Origin of the sequence: Actinoplanes auranticolor (assembly GCF_018332655.1) — a bacterium.
GTDB classification, from domain to species: domain Bacteria; phylum Actinomycetota; class Actinomycetes; order Mycobacteriales; family Micromonosporaceae; genus Actinoplanes; species Actinoplanes auranticolor.
In genome coordinates this window covers 82,406-100,539 of the sequence record NZ_BOQL01000037.1, presented here as the reverse complement: position 1 = coordinate 100,539, position 18,134 = coordinate 82,406, and the positions used below count along the sequence as shown (strand labels likewise).

Annotated in this window: 19 protein-coding genes and 2 pseudogenes; 6 read left to right on the top strand and 15 right to left on the bottom strand. The window is 72.7% G+C overall.

Annotated elements, in window-relative coordinates; genetic code table 11:
* Window positions 1–69: 69 nt before the first annotated feature.
* Window positions 70–1,647 (bottom strand): phospholipase D family protein, encoded by a 1,578-nt coding sequence (locus Aau02nite_RS23480; RefSeq protein ID WP_212990699.1) that lies wholly within the window; start codon window positions 1,645–1,647, stop codon window positions 70–72.
* Window positions 1,648–1,747: 100 nt separating this feature from the next.
* On the opposite strand from Aau02nite_RS23480, the gene Aau02nite_RS47440 reads away from it, so the two are divergent.
* Together Aau02nite_RS47440 and Aau02nite_RS23475 are read left to right on the top strand one after the other, a co-directional pair.
* Window positions 1,748–1,876 (top strand): hypothetical protein, encoded by a 129-nt coding sequence (locus Aau02nite_RS47440; RefSeq protein WP_281421014.1) that lies wholly within the window; start codon window positions 1,748–1,750, stop codon window positions 1,874–1,876.
* A gap of 79 nt (window positions 1,877–1,955) precedes the next feature.
* Entirely contained in the window at window positions 1,956–3,347 is a 1,392-nt protein-coding gene (locus Aau02nite_RS23475) for a hypothetical protein (RefSeq protein WP_212990698.1), read from the top strand.
* A gap of 826 nt (window positions 3,348–4,173) precedes the next feature.
* On the opposite strand, the gene Aau02nite_RS23470 is transcribed toward Aau02nite_RS23475, so the two are convergent.
* Window positions 4,174–5,151 carry a helix-turn-helix transcriptional regulator gene (locus Aau02nite_RS23470; protein WP_212990697.1) on the bottom strand — a complete coding sequence of 326 codons (978 nt, stop codon included), beginning with the start codon at window positions 5,149–5,151 and terminating at the stop codon, window positions 4,174–4,176.
* Window positions 5,152–5,343: 192 nt separating this feature from the next.
* Between Aau02nite_RS23470 and Aau02nite_RS23465 the strand changes: the two genes are divergently transcribed.
* On the top strand, window positions 5,344–6,765 hold the full coding sequence (locus tag Aau02nite_RS23465; RefSeq protein WP_212990696.1) for an FAD-dependent oxidoreductase: 1,422 nt from the start codon (window positions 5,344–5,346) through the stop codon (window positions 6,763–6,765).
* Window positions 6,766–6,774: 9 nt separating this feature from the next.
* Here the strand turns inward: Aau02nite_RS23465 and Aau02nite_RS23460 are convergent, their stop codons facing one another.
* A complete protein-coding gene (locus tag Aau02nite_RS23460; protein WP_246595379.1) occupies window positions 6,775–7,134 on the bottom strand; it encodes a winged helix-turn-helix transcriptional regulator in 360 nt (119 codons plus the stop codon).
* A 65-nt stretch (window positions 7,135–7,199) separates the two neighbouring features.
* On the opposite strand from Aau02nite_RS23460, the gene Aau02nite_RS23455 reads away from it, so the two are divergent.
* Complete coding sequence (locus Aau02nite_RS23455) at window positions 7,200–7,814, top strand: NAD(P)-dependent oxidoreductase (protein WP_212990695.1); 615 nt, start codon at window positions 7,200–7,202, stop codon at window positions 7,812–7,814.
* Between the two features lie 87 nt (window positions 7,815–7,901).
* Here Aau02nite_RS23455 and Aau02nite_RS23450 read toward each other — a convergent pair whose 3' ends face one another.
* From Aau02nite_RS23450 to Aau02nite_RS23435, 4 genes are all read right to left on the bottom strand, one after another.
* Window positions 7,902–8,873 (bottom strand): pirin family protein, encoded by a 972-nt coding sequence (locus Aau02nite_RS23450; protein ID WP_212990694.1) that lies wholly within the window; start codon window positions 8,871–8,873, stop codon window positions 7,902–7,904.
* Window positions 8,874–8,883: 10 nt separating this feature from the next.
* Window positions 8,884–9,348 (bottom strand): MarR family winged helix-turn-helix transcriptional regulator, encoded by a 465-nt coding sequence (locus Aau02nite_RS23445; RefSeq protein WP_212990693.1) that lies wholly within the window; start codon window positions 9,346–9,348, stop codon window positions 8,884–8,886.
* Between the two features lie 103 nt (window positions 9,349–9,451).
* Window positions 9,452–10,480, bottom strand: a complete 1,029-nt coding sequence (locus Aau02nite_RS23440; RefSeq protein WP_212990692.1) for a hypothetical protein — start codon at window positions 10,478–10,480, stop codon at window positions 9,452–9,454.
* 213 nt (window positions 10,481–10,693) lie between these two features.
* A complete protein-coding gene (locus Aau02nite_RS23435; RefSeq protein ID WP_212990691.1) occupies window positions 10,694–11,317 on the bottom strand; it encodes an HAD-IA family hydrolase in 624 nt (207 codons plus the stop codon).
* 51 nt (window positions 11,318–11,368) lie between these two features.
* On the opposite strand from Aau02nite_RS23435, the gene Aau02nite_RS23430 reads away from it, so the two are divergent.
* On the top strand, window positions 11,369–12,550 hold the full coding sequence (locus Aau02nite_RS23430) for an ROK family protein (RefSeq protein WP_212990690.1): 1,182 nt from the start codon (window positions 11,369–11,371) through the stop codon (window positions 12,548–12,550).
* On the opposite strand, the gene Aau02nite_RS23425 is transcribed toward Aau02nite_RS23430, so the two are convergent.
* The gene (locus Aau02nite_RS23425) at window positions 12,533–13,192 is read right to left on the bottom strand and encodes a class I SAM-dependent methyltransferase (protein ID WP_212990689.1); all 660 of its coding nucleotides are present in this window, start codon (window positions 13,190–13,192) and stop codon (window positions 12,533–12,535) included. The two genes, Aau02nite_RS23430 and Aau02nite_RS23425, sit on opposite strands and share 18 nt — an antisense overlap.
* A 182-nt stretch (window positions 13,193–13,374) precedes the next feature.
* Here Aau02nite_RS23425 and Aau02nite_RS23420 point away from each other — a divergent pair, with 182 nt between their 5' ends.
* A complete protein-coding gene (locus Aau02nite_RS23420; protein ID WP_307857939.1) occupies window positions 13,375–13,809 on the top strand; it encodes a GNAT family N-acetyltransferase in 435 nt (144 codons plus the stop codon).
* Here Aau02nite_RS23420 and Aau02nite_RS23415 read toward each other — a convergent pair.
* The 7 genes and pseudogenes from Aau02nite_RS23415 to Aau02nite_RS23390 all read right to left on the bottom strand — a co-directional run bounded on the left by Aau02nite_RS23415 (window position 13,797) and on the right by Aau02nite_RS23390 (window position 18,118).
* Window positions 13,797–14,219 carry a hypothetical protein gene (locus tag Aau02nite_RS23415; RefSeq protein ID WP_212990688.1) on the bottom strand — a complete coding sequence of 141 codons (423 nt, stop codon included), beginning with the start codon at window positions 14,217–14,219 and terminating at the stop codon, window positions 13,797–13,799. The two genes, Aau02nite_RS23420 and Aau02nite_RS23415, sit on opposite strands and share 13 nt — an antisense overlap.
* A 489-nt stretch (window positions 14,220–14,708) precedes the next feature.
* Window positions 14,709–14,909: pseudogene (locus Aau02nite_RS48100) on the bottom strand (Clp protease N-terminal domain-containing protein); the annotation flags it as partial.
* Between the two features lie 192 nt (window positions 14,910–15,101).
* Window positions 15,102–15,320, bottom strand: a pseudogene (locus Aau02nite_RS48095) (Clp protease N-terminal domain-containing protein); the annotation flags it as partial.
* 1 nt (window position 15,321) lies between these two features.
* Window positions 15,322–15,558: a hypothetical protein gene (locus Aau02nite_RS23405; RefSeq protein WP_023560874.1), complete on the bottom strand. Its 237-nt coding sequence runs from the start codon at window positions 15,556–15,558 to the stop codon at window positions 15,322–15,324.
* Window positions 15,559–15,663: 105 nt separating this feature from the next.
* Window positions 15,664–15,873 carry a DUF3072 domain-containing protein gene (locus Aau02nite_RS23400; RefSeq protein ID WP_212990686.1) on the bottom strand — a complete coding sequence of 70 codons (210 nt, stop codon included), beginning with the start codon at window positions 15,871–15,873 and terminating at the stop codon, window positions 15,664–15,666.
* Window positions 15,874–15,909: 36 nt separating this feature from the next.
* Window positions 15,910–16,692, bottom strand: coding sequence for a VOC family protein (locus Aau02nite_RS23395; RefSeq protein ID WP_246595378.1), 783 nt, complete (start codon window positions 16,690–16,692; stop codon window positions 15,910–15,912).
* 157 nt (window positions 16,693–16,849) lie between these two features.
* Window positions 16,850–18,118 carry a cation:proton antiporter gene (locus Aau02nite_RS23390; RefSeq protein ID WP_212990684.1) on the bottom strand — a complete coding sequence of 423 codons (1,269 nt, stop codon included), beginning with the start codon at window positions 18,116–18,118 and terminating at the stop codon, window positions 16,850–16,852.
* Between the last annotated feature and the right edge of the window lie 16 nt (window positions 18,119–18,134).

The window sequence follows — 18,134 nt, the reverse complement described above, 5'->3', positions numbered from 1 at the left end:
GCGTCACGGTAATGAGTGCGGAGCGGTCCCTCCCAGCCGTCCACGGCTACACCCGGGGTATGCCTGGCACTACCAGGTGCCGGTCCGGCGGGCCCGCCACGGCCGTCCGTCCGGGTCATAGATGAGCCGGTACGCCGGGACCGCCCAGATCCGCTGCCACCACGGCAGGCGCTCGGTCTCGTGGGGCACCAGCCGGCCCGGCGGACGGGGGCCCCGCTCACCGCCGGCATGCCAGTCACGCAGCGCGTCGGCGGCGGCGCTGATCGTGCGCACCGCGTCGTCCGGGTCGATCAGGCCGTCTTCGTCGTCGCGGTCCAGGTGCTCGCGCATCAGCTCGAGCCGCAGGTCACGCGCGTACCGGCGGGCGCCCTCACCCTGACCGGCCGGATCCAGCGGCACCCGCTCGTCCCGGGTGTCGTCCAGCACGGCACACGAGAGCTCACTGTCGTGGGTCCAGGAACGACGGTTGAAGTTGTCGCTGCCGGTGCTGGCCCAGACGTCGTCCACCACGCACACCTTGGCGTGCACGTAGACCGGCGTACCCGCGTGGTTCTCCACGTCGAAGACGTGCACCCGCTCCGGCGCCGCCTTGCGGCACAGCTCGATGGCCTCCTCGCGGCCGACCTGGTTGGGCGGCAGGGCGAAGCGCCCGTCCACGTCCGGGTGCCGGGGCACGACCGCGACCAGATGCAGGTCCTCGTTGTCGTTGAGCGCGTCCGCGAACAGCTGGGCGACCTCCTTGGACCACAGGTACTGGTCCTCCAGGTAGATCAGCCGGCGGGCCCGTTTGATGGCTTTCGTGTAGCCGCGGGCGATGCTCTGCTCACCCAGCCGGGCGAAACCGTACGGCGGGCGCATCGCCGGATAGGTGCGCAGGACCTGGATGTCGTGCGGACCGCACTCCGGCGGGTCCGGCGGCTGCGGCGGGAGCTCGTCGGCGTGCAGGTCGGCGCCGCGCAGCTTGTCCTCGATCGTGGAGATCGGGCCGTGCTGGTCCAGCGGCACCTTGTCGGTCCAGCGCTCGCGGAAGGTCAGATCCAGGGCGCCGACCACCGGGCCGCGCAGGGCGAGCTGCACGTCGTGCCAGGGCGGGTTCTTGCCGTACGCGGTGGCCATCGCGATCGGCTGCGGGTCACCGTGGTGGTCCGCGTCGTCGCGGCGGCTGTGGCACAGGTCGATGCCACCGGCGAACGCGATGTCCTTCTCCGGCTCGTCCGGGTGCCGGATGATCACCAGCTTCTGGTGGTGCGAGCCGCCGCGGCGTACCCGCTGGTCGAGCAGCACCTCACCGCCCGCGGCGGCGATGTCGTCACCGAGGCTGCGGTTCTCCTCTTCGCTGTACGCCAGCTTGTCGATGTGCGAGCGCCAGAGCAGGCCCTTGACCACCACACCCCGCTTGGCGGCCGCCGCGAACAGCTCGGCGATGGTCGGCCCGTCGTCGCGCATCCGCTCGTCCGGGTCGCCCCGCCAGTCGGTGAAGAACAGGTGGTCGCCTTCACGCAGCGCTTCCACCTCGTTCACCAACCGGTCGAAATACGTTCTTCCGTGAACAAGCGGTTCGGCGGTGTTTCCCGTGGTCCAGGTGGGTATCTGTGAGTCCGGGTTGCCACGCTCGTCCGCGGTCAGGAACCAGTCCTCCAGTGGCACGGGGCAGCCCTTCCGAGGTCGACGACGCCCTCACCGTAGGCCCCCGGACGGCCGAACGCACGCTTTAGCACGCGTCCCCCCGTGAGATGGGAAACACTCCATGACCACTGAGCCCCTGACCTCGACCGCCACCCCGGCCGACGCCGCTGCCGCCTCGGAGCGTGGACTGCTCATCGCGATGCTCCTGCTGGTGCTCTGCGGCGTGGGTGCGATGCTGCTGATGTCCTGAGCTGCCGATACCGAACCGTTGCCGCAGCTGACGGATATGGGGCAGCGCCGGTTGGCGCGCCTGGCCCATACTCGTCGCCATGACGGGGGATCCGGGGTACAGCAGCGCAGTGGTCGAGGTCCCGCAGGCGGAGGCAGCCGCCGGGACGAGCAGGACCGTCTGGTCGCCGACGCACGGCCCGCTCAACGTGGTGGTGCCGCCCGGCACCGTCGACGGGGCGGTGGTCTGGGTGCAGAGCCCGACCGCCGGCAACGTCGCCGTGACCATCCGGGTGTCGTCGCCGTTCCCCCCGCCGCAGCCCTACCCGGGTGCTCCGGCGTCCGGGCCGGGCTACCCGCCGCCCGGTCAGCCCTACCCGGGTCAGCCGCCGTTCCCCGGCCAGCCCCATCCGGGCCAGCCGCATCCCGGCCAGGCCCACCCCGGCCAGGGTTTCCCCGGCCAGCCGTTCCCGGGTCAGCCGTTCCCCGGCCAGCCGCAGGCGTTCGCCGGGCCGCCGCAGGCCGCGCCGCGTAACAACAAGCGCAACGCCGTGATCGGCGGCAGCCTCGTCGTGCTGCTCGCCCTCGGCTGCTGCGGGATCGTCCGGGTGTTCAGCGGCGACGATGACAGCCCGCAGGCCGGAAACCGCAACGGCGTCGCCGCGACCGCCGGCAGCGCCGGTCCCACGGCCGCCACCCCGCTCACCCCGGAGGAGTACGGCCAGGTGCTGGCGGCCTCCGACGCGGCGATCGGGACGAGCTTCCGCAAGCTCAACACCGCCGACAGCGCCGCCTTCGCCAAGGCGGCGCCCGCGGCCGCGACCACGATCCGCGCCGAGGCCGACAAGCTGCGGGCCACCCGGCCGCCCGCCGGCGCGGCGTCCGCGCACGGCCAGCTCACCCTCGAGCTGGAGAGCCTCGGCGACATGGTCGACGAGTCCGCCTCGGCCAAGCAGGAATGCCCGGCCGCCTCGCCGTGGGCGTCGGTGCTGCAGTCCGGCTGGGCCGACGGCATCCGCGAGGACGCCAGGAAGCTCGCCGCCGCCGACCCCAAGTACAAGTTCGGCACGTGGCTTCCGGCGGCACCCAAGGAGACCAAGCGCCGGCTCAAAAACGGCACGTTCATCACCCGGTCGAGCACCGGCGGCTCCGGCCACCTGAAGATCAAGAACGGCGCGGACGACACCACGGTCAGCCTGGTCCCGGTCAAGGGCAAGAAGAAGCCGGTCCTGACGGTGTACGTACGCGGCGGCGGCACCTTCACCGCCAAGGGCGTGCGCGACGGCACGTACCGCGTCTACACGGCCTCGGGTGAGGACTGGGACAAGGGCCGCAAGGGCTTCACCCGGGACTGCTCGTTCAGCAAGTTCGACGACACGTTCAAGTTCAGCACGACGTCGTTCTCGGCCTCGATCTGGACGATCACGCTGACCCCGGTGATCGGCGGCAACGCCTCGACCAGCGACGTCGACCCCAAGTCGTTCCCGAACTGACCGGCCCGACCACGCGTTGCCGGGTCGGTGACGGTCGGGCGGCACAGGCGCCCAGCCTCTGATCCGTGGCACTGATCGGGCGGCGACGCGAGTTGGCCGCGCTGGAGCGCCTGGCCCACCGCGGCGGCGTCCTGGCGATCGTCGGCCCGGCGGGCTCGGGGAAGACCGCCCGATGCCCGGTGGTCCGGGGCGCTGGCGGCTGTGAGGCGCACAACGCCGCCACTTCGCCCGCGATACCGGCTGGCCGACATCGCCGAAGCGGTGCACGACCAGGTGCCGGCTGACACCACGCCGGTTCTGGTGGGCCATTCGGTGGCCGCGGTGATCGCCACGGCCTACGCGGCCCGCTACCCCGTTCGCGGCGTGCTGAACCTGGACCAGCCGTTGCTGCTCGGCCCGCTCGGCGCCGCCGTCCGCGCCGCCGAGCCCACCTTGCGCTCGCCCCGACTGGCGTACGGTCTGGGACCGGTTCCTGGCCGGCATGGGCATCGCCGACCTGCCTCCCGAGGCCCGCGCCATCGTGGAGACCGCCACGGACCCGCGACCCGAGCTGCTGCTCGGCTACTGGGACGAGATCCTGCATGGCACCGATGACGAGATCCGCGCCGCCCGCGAGGCCGATCTCCGCGCGATCAGCGACCGGGGCGTCGCTTACCACTGGGTGACCTCCGAAGAGCCACCCGCCTCGTACCGGAACTGGCTGGCTTCCCTGGCGCCGAAGGCCGCTGTCACCGTCCTGTCCGGGAGTCATTTTTCCCACCTGGCTCACCCGGCCGAGCTCGCCCGCCTCGCCGCGGCCATGGCGGAAGCGGGCCGGCCGGCCTCGTCAGCGCCGCCGGCTGGCGGTCGGAGTCTCGCCGAAATACCTCTTGTACGCCTTGACGAAGTGGCTGCCGTCGGCGAAGTGCCACCGAGCAGCCAGTTCCGACACGGTCAAGCGCGTGGAGACGAGTTCCGCCCGGGCCCGGTCCAGGCGTCGTTCTCGGACGTACGCCATGATCGAAGACGAGGACTGCTGGGCGAACACGCGGTAGAGCGTGCGGACGGACACGTGGAGTGCCTCCGCGACAACTCGGGGACTCAGGTCGGGATCGTCGAGCAGCCGGTCCTCGATGTACCCCGCTGCCGCTCGCCACAGCGCCGGCGCGACGTGGTCATCGTCAATGACCTGGTCGTCCAGCAGTCCTTGGAACAGCTCGACCGTCGCGTCACGCGCCGTCGTGGCGGCTGCGGTTCCCAGTTCGTCCGACACCTCCGCGAAGAGACGGAGCTGGGAGAGCAACAGCCGGGCGGCGGGAGACGCCTGCTCGGCGGTGACGGCCAGAGTGTTGGACGGGAAGCGGAGCGCGTTCGCCGGCAGACCCACGGCGATGGCGCGCGTACCGCGTGCGACCTCGAAGTCCCAGGACACTTGGTTCCGGTAGACACCCATCGTCCCGGCTCCCACCCTGGCCTGCTGGTTGCGTGAGGCGAATTTCCACTCGCCGCTGAGCGTGACGTGCGTGACGATCCGGTCCCCGTGGTGCCCGCCCGGACCGCCGGTAGCCCCGGCGACCGCGTCGCTGTACTGATCCTCGATCGGGATATCCAGCATGCTCTGGGCCCGGATACGGACTCGGTACGCCCCTTCCTCGTACCGCGGCAGCGTCAGGCGGGGCATGGGCAACGACTCACCCCCCTGGCGTCGCCACTCGGCGAGCAGCACGTGATTCCGGCTCTCGTCGGCACAGGGCACGGCGATGTCGACGACGGGTGGCGAACCCCCGCCCACCCGCCAAGGAGACGTACCAACAGCGCTGTCCACCGCAACAGGGTACGAGCGCCCGGCCGCGGCGCCGGTGAGCGTTGAGGCCCGTAGGCACGGACGTACACGATGTCTGGCCGGCCGGGACAAGACGGCGACGGCCGGGACCCGCAGGATTGGCGAATCGGCGGCCCGCGAGCGGCAACCACGCAGCGCGCTCGAGTGCCCTTCCCTCATCACAGGAGCAGGTTCATGACCGAGTCCATGGTCTCCCGCTACGAGAAGCTCGTTCACGCCGGCCCGCCCGGCGACGTGCCCGTGCTGTTCGACACAGCGTGTGTCCTCGGTGGGAGCATCGCGGGTCTCATGGCGGCCCGGGTGCTGTCGGACCGCGCCCGCCGGGTCGTCGTCATCGAGCCCGACGACACCTCGGCGGAGACCGGGTCGCGTCCCGGTGTGCCTCAGGACCAGCAGGTGCACACGCTGCTCCCGGTCGGTCAGCGGTGGTTGGAGCGGTGGGTACCGGGGACGACGAGGCAGGCCCAGGATCGCGGTGCATCCTTGGTTGCCGACCAGGGAACCACCGTGATCAACGGCGTGCCCCAGGCGCCGGACGGCGAGGGTCACCATTTGCTCGCGGTCGGTCGCCCCCTGCTGGAAGCCTTGCTCCGGAACAGGATCACGTCGCTGCCCAACGTGTCGGTCCTGCGTGGACATGCGACCGGCTTGCAGTACCGCGACGACGCTGTCAGCGGCGTCCGCTACGACGCCGGCGCTGGCGGGGGACAGGGCGGCAGGAGCGAGGGGGTGCTCGACGCGGACTTCGTCGTGGATGCCATGGGACGATCGAGCAGACTGTCCAACTGGCTCAAAGGCAGCGGCTACGACCAGCCCCGGATCGAGCGGCTGGAAGCCCCGGTCAACTACGCGACGGCCCGGTTCGCCCGGCCGGCGAAGGTGGCCGATCTGGAGACACCCGGCGCTCTGGCGCTCTTCACGCCGGAATACCCTTCGAGCGGGGTGTCCGTCGCAGCGGTGCAGCCGATCGAGGGCCGGCAGTGGATCGTCATGCTGATGGGCTACGGCGACAGCCGGCCCGGCCGGACAATCGGTGAGTTCCGTGAGATCTGCACCAAGCTGCCCCCGGTTTTCGCCACAGCGACCGCCGGCGCCGTCATCGGCGACGTGATGACCTACCACCAGGCCGAAAGCCGGCGGCGCGACTTCACCGGAGCGGTCCGCTTTCCCGCACGCCTGGTCAGCGTGGGGGACGCCGTGGCGTCGTTCAACCCGATCTACGGCCAGGGTCTGAGCTCCGCCGCGCTGCACGCCTCCTGCCTGGCGTCGTATCTCGCCGACGGCCCCGATCTCGGCACGGCCGCCCGGGAGTTCTTCCGTCTGCAGCAGGTGGTCGTGGACGCCGCCTGGGCGGTCTCCGCCGGGGGCGACGCCGCCCGCCTCGACGCTCTGCACGGTACCGAGGTGCCGGACGACGTACGGCAGCAGCGGTGGGCCATGGAACAGATCGCGGCCGCCACCCTCGTCGACGGGGACGTCACACGCGCGTTCAACAGCGTCTCGTACATGCTGCGTCACCCCGCCACGCTGGCCGATCCGGCACTACTGGCGAAGGCGGTCGCCGCCAACGGAACGGCCGCCCCCGTGGCGGGCTGACGTCTGGCCTTACCGCGGGCCCACGCCGGCCACGCCGGCCTCGCGGGCGTCGATGAGCTCGTCCCAGTGCTCGCGGGCCCAGGCGCAGGCGGCGTCCATGGGCTCCAGCATGCTGCGGCCCAGCGGCGTCAGCGCGTAGCCGTGACCGCCGGCCCGGCAGATCAGCCCGTCGCGTTCGAGTGCGCGCAGCGAGCGGGTCAGGGTCCGTGCGGTGACCCCGGGCAGCGGCACCCGCAGCTCCGAGAAGCGCCGGGGCCCGTCCTGCAGGCAACGGATGACCATGCCCGTCCACTTGTCACCGAAGCGGATCGGGCTCAGGGTCGACGGGCAGACCGGATCGAACATGTCCGGCTCCAGCGGCGCACGCATCCGTCCACGGTAACGGCCCGGCCGGTATCCCGGGGGATACCGGCTGCCCGCATAGCGTCCCCGCCATGAGCAGAATCGTGATCTTCGGAGCTGGTGGCCGGGCCGGGCGTACCGCTGTGGCCGAGGCCCTCACGCGCGGCCATGACGTGACCGCGGTGGTCCGTGACGTCTCGCGCTACCAGGGGCCGCCGGATGCGCGGGTGGTGGCCGGCGACGTGCTGGACGCCGCGGCCCACGCCGACGGTGCCGACGCGGTGATCAGCGCGGTCCACCAGAGCGGTGCCGACTTCTTCGTCCGGGCGGCGCAGTCCCTCACGGCGGCCGGCGCCCGGCGGATCGTGGTGGTGGGGCTGGCCAGCGTGCTCCCCACCGCGGACGGCACGTTGCTGATGGACACCGCGGGTTACCCGCAGGAGTGGCGGGACTTCTACCTCGCCCACGCGGCCGGGGTCGCCGCCCTCGACGGGGACTGGGCGGTGGTCAGCCCGGCCGGCGACTTCGACCACGACGGCCCGCGCCTCGGCCGCTACCGGGTGACGGCCGCGGACGCCGGGTCCCGGATCTCTTACGCCGACCTGGCGATAGCGCTGATCGACGAGGCCGAGCAGCCGAGGCACCATCGGCAGCACATCGGAGTCGGCTGGTTCGCGGAGGACAGTCCCTCGTCCTTCACCGGTTGAGGGCAAACCCGCTGCTGCGTTTGTGGCTCGGCGCCCGGGCACGAGCGGGCGGCACCCCCGGCCGGGGATGCCGCGCGCGGTGCGGCGTCAGCTGGTGTGCGGCAGGCGCTCCGCCGGGATCACTCCCAGGCGGCCCTTCTGGTAGTCCTCGAACGCCTGCATGAGCTCCTCGCGGGTGTTCATCACGAACGGCCCGTAGTGCGCCACCGGCTCGCGGATCGGCCGGCCGCCCAGGATGAACAGCTCCATCGCCGGGATGTTCGAGTCCTGGTTCCTGTCCGCGTTCACCCGGATCGCGTCGCCGGCGCCGTGGGCCGCCAGCTGGCCGATCTGGATCGGGCGCTGCTCCACGCCGACCGTGCCGCGGCCGGCCAGCACGTAGACCAGGGCGTTGTAATCGGGCTGCCACGGCAGATCGAGCTGGGCGCCCGGCTGCAGCGTGACGTGGGCCAGGTTGATCGGGGTGAACGTCGAGCCGGGGCCGGCGTGCCCGGCGACCTCGCCGGCGATCACGCGGATCAGGCTGCCGCCGTCCGGGGTGGTCAGCAGGGTCGATTCGCGGCCGCGGATGTCCTGGTACTTCGGGGCGATCATCTTGGCCGCGCGGGGCAGGTTGACCCAGAGCTGCAGGCCGTGGAAGAGCCCGCCGCTGGTGACCAGCTTCTCCGGCGGGGCCTCGATGTGCAGGATGCCGCCGCCCGCGGTCATCCACTGGGTGTCGCCGTTGGTGATCGTGCCGCCGCCACCGAGGGAGTCCTGGTGGTCCATGGTGCCGTCGATCATGTAGGTGACGGTCTCGAAGCCGCGGTGCGGGTGCCACGGGGTGCCCTTGGGCTCGCCCGGCGCGTAGTCGACCTCGCCCATCTGGTCGAGGTGGATGAACGGGTCGAGCTCGTTCGTCGGCACGCCCGCGAAGGCGCGCCGGACCGGGAAGCCCTCGCCCTCGTAGCCGGACGGAGCGGTGGTCAGGCGGCGCACCGGCCGGTAGCCGGTGGTGGCCGGGTCGAGCTGCGGCACGCGCGGCAGGACCAGGACGTCGTCGACGGTGATCGCTGGCATGGTCTTCTCCTCAGACTGCGAGCGGCTGCGTGCGCAGTCGCGGACCCAGGCGCCCGAAGACGCGGGTGATGGTGGCGAGCTCGGCGTCGTCGAGGTCGTCGATGAACGTCTCCCGCACGGTGGCGAGATGCAGCGGCGCGGCGGCGGTCAGCGCGGCCAGGCCGGCGTCGGTCAGCACGGCCTCCTGGCCGCGGCCGTCGTCGGAACAGCTCTGCTTACGGACCAGGCCGCGCTTGACCATGGTGGTGATCTGGTACGTGCACCGGCTGGGCGAGAAGACCAGGCGGCCGGCCAGCTCTCCCATCCGCAGCCGGTGTTCCGACGCCTCGGACAGCACGACCAGCACGTGGTAGTCGGCCATGCTCAGGCCGGTATCGGCGCGCAGGTCGTCCTCGAGGCGGTTGTGCAGCGCCCAGCTGCTCTCCACGAAGGCGCGCCAGGCGGCCTGCTGGGTCTCGCTGAGCGGTTCGGCCATGCCCAGAACCATACTCCTTCAAATCTTAAATACCAGGGGTGCGGCCGTGGCCGTCGTCACCGGCGGCGCAGCAGGAGCAGGGCGCCCAGCAGGGGGAGAGTGATCAGGAAGGCGAGCCGCAGATCCACCACGTCGGCCAGCCGGGCCAGCGCCGCCGGGGCCGCCAGGATGGCCGTACCGGAAGCCAGCGCGCCAGCGACGCGGCGTGCGTGGCGCTCAGCCGGGGGGTGGCGACCAGGCCGGCCAGGGCGACCGGGTAGAGGGTCGCCACGCCCGCGCCGGCCACCACCAGGCCCGCGGTGATCGCGGCCGCGCCGTCGGCCGCGACGACCACCAGCGCGCCCGCCGCGGTGGTCACGGCTCCGATCGGCACCACCGGGATCCGGCGGATCAGGGCCGGGCCCGCCAGCCGGCCGAGCGCCATGCCGATCGGGAACGCCGTGCCGAGCGCGGCGGCGGTTCCGGGGGCCAGGCCGGCGGCGGCGAGCCGGGCCACGGCCCAGATGGTGAAGCAGAACTCGACCGCCACGGCCAGCACCACGACGCCCCAGCGCCGCGACACCACGCCGGGCGAGGGGCGGGCGCTCCGTTCCCGCCCGGACTCAGCCGCCGCCGGGCGGGCGGTCGCGGCCAGGAAGACCAACGGGGGTACGACGGCCAGCAGCGCCAGCCGCCCGCTGACCACGCCGGTGGCGTTGAGCCCGCCGATCGCCGCCGGGGCCAGCACCGCCGCGGTGCTGGACGCGGCGTTGACCTTGGTGAGCTGCACCGCCGCCTGCGCCCCGGCCAGCAGCGCCGGGGTGACCAGGGCGAACGCCGCGCCTCCGGCGCCCAGCAGCAGGGCGCCGGCGACCGCCACGGCCGGAACGGGCGCGAGGGCGAGCAGGGTCGCTCCGGCCGCGACGGCCAGTGAGCCACCGACGAGGGCCGGGCGCGGGCTGTTCCGCAGCAGCAACGGCCCGGCCGGTGCCATGGCCAGCAGGCCGAAGCCGAACGTGGCGGGCAGCCACGCCAGGTCCTCCGGGGGCACGCCGAAGTCGCCGGCCAGCAGGACGAGACATGCGCCGAGTGCGGTGATCGCATAGCCGAGGGCCGCCTGCGCGATCCCGGCCTGCCTGACGTTGCTGTCCATGCGGGTATTTCCTCCGCTGGCTCGGGTGGTGCGGTCGGTGGTGTCGCCCGCGACCGGGAGACTTCGGCCGGGGCGAGCCCACCCGGCGGCGAGGGCGCCCGCGGGGCACCGCCACCCGATGGCGAGGAGTCTCGTCGGCCACCGCCTGCCCGACGGCGAGGGCGCCCGCCGGGCACAGGCCGCTCGAGCGGTGCAGGCGCGGTGGCGGCCCGGTCAGGCGCGCGCTTTGCCCGCCGCGGCCAGTAGCCCGGTGAGAGTGCCGAGATCGGCGATCGACAGGTCGCCGTCGACGCCCTTGAGCGCGGCCACCTGAGCTCCGGCGGCCCGGCCGGCGGTGACGCCGACCTCCGCGTCCTCGACCACCAGGCAACGCTCCGGAGCGACGCCCAGCAGCTCGGCCGCGCGCAGGTAGCCCTCCGGGTCGGGTTTGCCGGCCCGGATGTCCTCGACGGTGATCAGCAGCGGCGGCGTGATGCCGGCGGCACCCAGCCGGGCCTTGGCCAGCCGGACGTCCGCGCTGGTCACCACCGCCCACGGCAGCCGCAGCGCGGCCAGCAGCTCGGGTGTGCCGGGGGTGGCCACGACGTCGGACAGGTCGTCGTACTGCAGGCTCAGCTGCCGGGCCGCGGCCTGCGCGACGCCGGCCTCGGTGAGGTCCGGGCGGATCAACCGGACCGTACGCTCAGCCGGTGCACCGTGCGCGACGGCCAGCACGGCGGCCGGGTCCGCGGCGTACTCGGCGGCCCACACCCGCCAGGCACGTTCGACGGCCGCGTCGGAATCGACCAGGGTGCCGTCCATGTCGAAGAGCACCGCCTCGATGATGGTCAGGTCCACGCCGTCCTCCATTATCCTCGTGGTACGAGCATAAGGTGGTGAACCCCCGTCATGGCAAGCCCCGTCCGTCGCCGCGCCCAGGAGAGCCGTTGGCACACCGCGTCCCAGGTGCTCGCCTGGCTGCGCCTGCACCCGGGTGCGACCCGTGCCGCCCTGGCCCAGGACCTGCAGCTCAGCAGCGGCCTGGCCACCGAGCTCACCGGCCGGATGCGGGCGCTGAGCCTGCTCGCCGAGGCGCCCGCCCCGCCGCAGGGCCGAGGACGGCCGACCACCGTGCTCGGCGCCCACCCCGACGGTCCGGTCGTGCTGGCGATCGACCTCCGTATGGCGGACTGGCGGCACGCGGTCGCCGGGGTCGACGGGGGCCTGCGTGACGTCACCGGCTCCCGGCACGTCAGCCGGGACCCGGAGACCGTGCTCGCGGACATCCGCCGGGTGATCGCCGCTGTGCGCGACCGCTACGGGCACCGGCTGCGCGCGGTCGCCCTGGCCGTGGCCGGGTCGATCCACGACGGCCGGCTCGCCCAGTCCGCCACCCTCGGCTGGCGGGACGTCGACCTGACCGCGCTGACCGCGGGTGGCACAGTGCCGCTGCTGCCCGGCAACGATGCCACGCTCGCCGGGCTCGCCGAGGCCCGCACCGGGGCTGCGGTGGGGGCGCGGGCGGCGTTGCACCTCATGGTCGAGGTCGGCATCGGCGGGGCGTTCACGGTGGACGGGCAGCCGTCGACCGGGGCGCACGGTGCTGCGGGTGAGTACGGCCATCAGCCGTACGGGAACCGGTCTCTGCCCTGTCCGTGCGGGTCGCGCGGCTGCTGGGATCTCGAGATCGACGGCCGCGCCCTGGCCCGGCACCTCGGCCTGCCCGCCCCGGCCGACCCTCGCGGGTTCGCCCGGCAGCTCCTGGACCGCGCGCCGCGCGACACCGCCACCCGCCAGGCCCTGGAGGCTGTCGCGGGTGCGCTCGGCGCGGGCATCGGCGGCCTGGTCAACGTGCACGACCCGGACGTGGTCACGCTGGGCGGGCTGGCCGCTCCGCTGCGCGCGGCCGCCCCGGAGGTCTTCGCCGCCGCCTACACCGGCGGGTTGATGGCGTTCCATCGTGGACAGCCGCCGCCGGTGGTCGATGCCGTCCACGGCGACGACGGCGCGCTGCACGGCGCCGCCGTCCTGGCGCTGGACCACGTCACCAGCGAGACCGCGCTGGCCGAGTGGTCAGCGCGCCCGCACTGAGAAGGTGATCGGCGTCGGCGTGCCGCCCTCGGCGAACCCGTCCGCGGTCAGCCCGGCGGCGACGAACGCGCCGAGCAGATCCGCCAGCGGGAAGTGCATGGCGCCGACCTTGTCGCGCACGCCCTGGCTGGTCCAGGAGTCGCGGCTGAAGCCGCGCTCGCGGTAGCCGGGGCGGATCACGGTGGCGGCCGGGTCGGACCGGTCGGCGAACGCGCCGCAGAAGCACGGATGCACGCCGACGTGCACGAACACGCCGCCGGGAGCGAGCACCCGGCGCACCTCGCGCAGCACGGCCGGGTAGCCGGGCATGTCGGTGTGCACCATCATCGCGATGACCGCGGGCACCGAGGCGTCGGCGAACGGCAGCCGGGTGGCGTCGCCGCGCGCGACCGGGAGCCGGCCGGCCGCGTGCCGCAGCATCCCGGCGGAGAGATCCACACCGATGGGCGTACGGCCCAGCCGGCGGACCGCGGGGGCGTAGACGCCGGTGCCACAGCCGATCTCGAGACACCGGCCGGTGCCGGGGCCGAGCAGCTCACGCAGCGCGTCGTGCACGCCCAGCGGATCGTCCTCGGTGGACTGGGAGCGGATGAAGTCGGACTCGTACCAGTCGGCGATCTCGTCGTAGGCGGCGCGCGTCATCACCTCATTCAGCCAGCGCCCGGGACGCCCGGTCCAGTGCTTACGCGTTGCGCTGAACGACCCGGCGGGACCGGCGATAATCGCGCGATGGACCTGAGCACCGCGCGGCTGCTGCTGCGCCCGTTCCGCGCCGGCGACCACGCGGCGCTGCACGCGATCGCCGGTGACCCGGAGGTCGTGCGGTGGATGGACTGGGTCCGAACACGCCGGAGGAGACCGGGATCTTTCTCGCCCACGCCCTGGCATCGGACCGGGCGACCCCGCGCCGGACCTGGAAGTTCGCGGTCGTCCGGCGGACGGACGACATGCTCATCGGCTCGGCCGAACTGCACATCGAGAGCCCGGAACACCGGCGCGGCACGATGGGCTATGTGATCGCACCGGCGGCCCAGGGCCAGGGGTACGCGACCGAGGCGGCGCAGGCGCTGCTGGACTTCGGCCTGACCGGCGGCGGCCTGCACCGGATCGCCGCGACGTGTGATCCGGAGAACGCCGCCTCGGCCCGGGTGCTGGAGAAGATCGGCATGACCCGGGAGGGCCGTCTGCGCGACCACTTCCTGATCCGCGGCGCCTGGCGCGACCGGCTGCTCTACGCCAAGCTCGGTCAGCTGCGGTAGTAGACCCGCAGCTCATAGCCGTCGCGCCCGGGACGCCAGCCCAGGTCGTCGACGGCGACCACCTCCGGGCGCCCGGCCAGCCAGTTCGCCGCCATGCCGAGCGCGTCGGCCGGCGTCGACCCGGTGAAGACCCGGCGCCGGGCGACGTCGTCGTTGCCGGCCGGCGCATGCCGTGGATAGGTCTGCGCGGTCATCATCGGCTCCGGACCGGTGACCACCGCGGTCGCCCCGACCGCCTCGCCGTTGATCACTCCTTGCACGAACCAGTCGTTGATCGACTCGTCGTGCTCGACGGTCCACCCGCTGACCGGTCCGATGTCCGCGGCGATGGCCTGCTTCGCGTTGTCCAGCGCGGCGTCCAGGGTGGCGAGCTCGAGATCCTCGCCGTTGTACTCGACCCGATAGTTCACGTTTTCCTCCGCGCGGTCCCACAAGCGGTCAGCGGGCTGTCTCTACCCAGGTGGTGACTCTTTCAGTCGGCCTGCCGACCGGCCGGGGCACCGATGTCACAGTCGGGTTGCGGCATTGCCGTTGCCCGGGGATGCGATGTGTGCTCTGGTGGCAGTCCGGGCCGCTGGTCACGCCGGTGGCGGGTCACCGGAGGTGGGGTCATGGCCGGTCCGATCGTGCGGCGGGGGTGACAGGATGAGCGGTTGTGCGACGTCCACGCCCACCCTGCTGGCCTGCGGGGCGGGAGTAACGGCTGGTTGCGCCGGCGGGCGGCGGGCGGCCGCCGGGGGCGCGCCGGAGCTGATGAGGCCCGGCCCGCCGGCGCCCGGCCCGGCCCGTCGTTCCCTCCGGCCGTCGGATACCCGCTGGTGGGGTACGCGCGGACCCGGGACGGGAACTCCACCGCGGAGCTGGTGAAGTTCCCGCCGGGATCATGCCGCCTGGTTCTTCAACGACCGGGTGACCTCCTCGCGGAACCGTTGCTGATCCACCCCGGCGGCGGTGAGGATCTGCACGGCCAGCCCCTGACCCTCGCGCAGGATGCCCAGCATGATGTGTTCCGGCGCGATGAAGTTGTGCTTGAGCCGGAGTGCCTCGCGCAGGGAGAGCTCCAGCACTTTCTTGCTGCGCGGTGAGAACGGGATGTGCCCGCGGGTGCGGGTGCCGGGGCGGGACCGGCGCAGCAGGCCGCGGCGCTTCGGAGCCGTGGCCACGGGCAGCTGCAGCGCGCCGGGGCCGAAGTTCTCCTCGATCGCCCGGCGGACGGCATCCAGGTCGATGCCGATCGCCTTCAGGGCCGCCGCGTCCTCCGCGTCGGTGTCGGTCACCGGGACGCTCGGCTCGGGGCCGGGCCCGGCCAGGCGGTGCGCCTCGGCCCGGACGAACCGGGCGTCGACCCCCTTGGTGGTCAGCGCGCCCGCCGAGGCGACCGGACCGGTGGGATCGGCCAGCAGGGCCATCAGCACGTGCTGGGTGCCGATGGGGCTCTGCTGCAGCTCCCGGGCCTCCGTCTGGGCCTGGATCACGGCATCCCGTGCGGCATGGGTGAATCGCTCGAACATCTCAGCCCTCCCGTGGATCCTGCATGGGCACGCGACCGGCGTGCTTCTTGTGGACGCCCTGGCGGGTCACCTCGAGGGCGTCCGCGATCTCCTGCCAGGACCAGCCCTTGCGTCGCGCGTTGGCCACCTGGAGATGCTCGAGGCCCTCCAGGAGGCGGCGCAGCGCCACGACCGCCCGCAGGCCGACCCGAGGATCGGCGCTGCCGGCGGCGGCGGCGAGATCGGTTGCTTCGGTCATGCTGTCAACTTACGTTGACACGAGGCTCGTGTCAACTCCGGTTGACACTCGGGGCATACGAAAAGGCGCCGGGCGGATGCCCGGCGCCTTTGTCGTGGCGGTGGCCTACTGGCCGCGGCCGGTCTTCTCCTGGAGCTCGTCGATGCGCTGGGACGCCTCGGCCTTCGTCAGGTCGTCCGGCACTTCCTCACTGGCCTCCGAGGCCAGCGTGTGCAGGTATGACTGCTGGGCGCCGGTCGCCGGCTCGTCACCGGTGGTCCAGTCGGCCGGATCCTTGATCGTGTTCGACGCCGGATCCTGGTCGGTATTCGCCATGGCCTTGCCTCCTCGAATTCTCGAACAGGCGTTCTACTACCCCCCGAATGTCAACTCCATGCCTGCCGTGGGGGTGAACGACATGCTGAGTTCCACCGGGAGGGCCGCCGGGGCCGCCACCGCGAACGGCACGCCCCACGGGTCCAGCAGCTCCGCGTAGCTGCCGAAGCCCATGTCGGTCGGCCCGGAGATGACGCCGCCGCCGAGGTCGCGGCACGTCTGCATGGTCGCCGCGCAGTCGGCCACCTGGAACGCCGCGCGCCACCAGCTGCCGCCGCGGCTCGGGGCCAGGCCGGCCATCGCGTCGTGAGCCGTGGTGATCCACTCGCCGCGGGTGCCGTCGCTGCCGTACTCGTCGCGCAGCAGCCAGCCGAACGCCTGGCCGTAGAACCGGGCCGCGGCCTCCGCGTCGTCGGTGAGCAGCTCCGGGAACGTCATCGTGCCCGGCTCCCCGCCGACCTGGGCGCCGGTGAAGCCCGCGCTCTCCCAGAGGCCCAGCAGGGCGCCGGCCGGGTCGGCGATCAGGGCCGAGCGTCCGCCCCGGGCCTCGATCGGCTCGCTGACCAGGCGGCCCCCGGCCTCGCGGACCCGGGTGATGGACGCCTCGAGATTGTGCTCGGTCAGGTAGGTGAGCCAGCCGGCGGGCCGGTCGGCGCGGGCGCGGGTCAGCCCGGCCGCGGCCCGGCCGCCGAGCTTGAAGCGGTCACCGGCGGGTTCCCAGCCGAAGAGCCCGGCGTAGAAGTCCGCCGCGCGAGCGGGATCAGCACTCGCCAGCTCGACCCAGCAGGGTGTCGCCGGCGCAAAGCCCCGAATACGCATCGGCCGCACCTTTCCTGTCGTTCCATCGTGGAATCTCAGCCCGGGGGGAGATGCCGATCACCTTACAGCCATGAATACGCTCCGCCACTACACCCGGGTTCAATGTCCTAAAAGAACTACGACTTCGCGGCATGCGGATTACTCACCGTTACGGCGACTACTGAGCGTGGCGTTCCTCGGGCGTGCGGGACCGCTCGTTGTATCGGTCCAGAAGCCGCATCACGGGCGTGACCGCCACGCCGTGCAACACCACGCTCACGACCACGACGAAAGCTACTGTCGCCCACAGGACATCCACGTCCGGGAACGTGGCGTGGGTCGACGCGTACGCGAGATAGTAGATCGAACCGATGCCCCGGATACCGAACGCCGCGATGACCGCGTGCTCGGCGGCGTGGCCGGGCGCCCCGCGCAGCGACAGGAAGCCGGCCACCGGCCGGACCACGAAGATCAGAGCCAGCCCGGCCAGGGCGGCGGGCCAGGTGAGCGGGCCGAGCAGGCCGCCGACCACGGCGCCGCCGAGGAGCAGGAGCAGCAGTACGGTCAGCAGCCGCTCGATCTGCTCGGCGAAGTCGTGCAGCACCTGGTGGTATTCGTGCGACCGTTGCGCCGAACGGATGCCCCGTGCGGCGACGAAGACGGCCAGGAAGCCGTAGCCGCCGGCGACCTCGACCAGACCGTAGGCCAGGAACGTCGCGGCCAGCGCGAGGAAGCCCTCGGCGTGATGGGCGAGCCGGAGCTTGCGGTTGTGGGCGCGGAAGAAGAGCCGACCCAGTGACCGGCCGATGAGCAGGCCGCCGACGACGCCGATGGCGACCTTGTAGAGGACGTCCTTCAGGACCCACTCGCCGAACCAGCTCTCCCCGGTCGCGGCGACGGTGGCCAGCGCGATGGCCGCGTACACGAAGGGGAAGGCCAGCCCGTCGTTGAGGCCCGCCTCCGAGGTCAGCGCGAACCGCACCTCGTCCTCGGAATCCTCCTCGCCGGTCGGCTCGCCGACCTGGACGTCCGCGGCCAGCACCGGGTCGGTCGGGGCCAGGGCCGCACCGAGCAGCAGTGCGCTGGCCGGCACCAGCCCGGCCCACCACCAGCCGAACAGGGCGACCGCGGCGATGGTGACGGGCATCGCGACGGCCAGCAGTCGCCACGTCGACGACCACCGGCGCCTGGTCAGCGGCCGGTCGATCTTCAGGCCGGCGCCCATCAGGGCGACGATGACGCACACCTCGGTGAGGTGCTCGGTGAGTTTGGGATGGGCGAGCGGATCGGCGTCCGGCAGGCCGAGCGGGAGGGCGAAGACCACCATCCCGAGGGCCAGGAAGACGATCGGCATGGACAGGGGACGGCGTTCGAGGACCCGAGGCAGGATTCCGGCCAGCAGGGCGCCCACACCGAGCAGGGCGAAGAGAAGGTCGGACAGCTGCACCGCTCTGCACTGCCCG

Bases quoted from the DNA above. Each gene is read 5' to 3' on its own strand.
- Aau02nite_RS23405 (WP_023560874.1), bottom strand. From the start codon at position 15,558: ATGACCGAAGCAACCGATCTCGCCGCCGCCGCCGGCAGCGCCGATCCT.
- Aau02nite_RS23455 (WP_212990695.1), top strand. From the start codon at position 7,200: ATGAGCAGAATCGTGATCTTCGGAGCTGGTGGCCGGGCCGGGCGTACC.
- Aau02nite_RS23395 (WP_246595378.1), bottom strand. From the start codon at position 16,692: ATGCGTATTCGGGGCTTTGCGCCGGCGACACCCTGCTGGGTCGAGCTG.
- Aau02nite_RS23425 (WP_212990689.1), bottom strand. From the start codon at position 13,192: ATGACGCGCGCCGCCTACGACGAGATCGCCGACTGGTACGAGTCCGAC.
- Aau02nite_RS47440 (WP_281421014.1), top strand. From the start codon at position 1,748: ATGACCACTGAGCCCCTGACCTCGACCGCCACCCCGGCCGACGCCGCT.
- Aau02nite_RS23440 (WP_212990692.1), bottom strand. From the start codon at position 10,480: ATGGACAGCAACGTCAGGCAGGCCGGGATCGCGCAGGCGGCCCTCGGC.
- Aau02nite_RS23400 (WP_212990686.1), bottom strand. From the start codon at position 15,873: ATGGCGAATACCGACCAGGATCCGGCGTCGAACACGATCAAGGATCCG.
- Aau02nite_RS23450 (WP_212990694.1), bottom strand. From the start codon at position 8,873: ATGCCAGCGATCACCGTCGACGACGTCCTGGTCCTGCCGCGCGTGCCG.
- Aau02nite_RS23430 (WP_212990690.1), top strand. From the start codon at position 11,369: ATGGCAAGCCCCGTCCGTCGCCGCGCCCAGGAGAGCCGTTGGCACACC.
- Aau02nite_RS23460 (WP_246595379.1), bottom strand. From the start codon at position 7,134: ATGCGTGCGCCGCTGGAGCCGGACATGTTCGATCCGGTCTGCCCGTCG.
- Aau02nite_RS23465 (WP_212990696.1), top strand. From the start codon at position 5,344: ATGACCGAGTCCATGGTCTCCCGCTACGAGAAGCTCGTTCACGCCGGC.
- Aau02nite_RS23475 (WP_212990698.1), top strand. From the start codon at position 1,956: ATGACGGGGGATCCGGGGTACAGCAGCGCAGTGGTCGAGGTCCCGCAG.
- Aau02nite_RS23445 (WP_212990693.1), bottom strand. From the start codon at position 9,348: ATGGCCGAACCGCTCAGCGAGACCCAGCAGGCCGCCTGGCGCGCCTTC.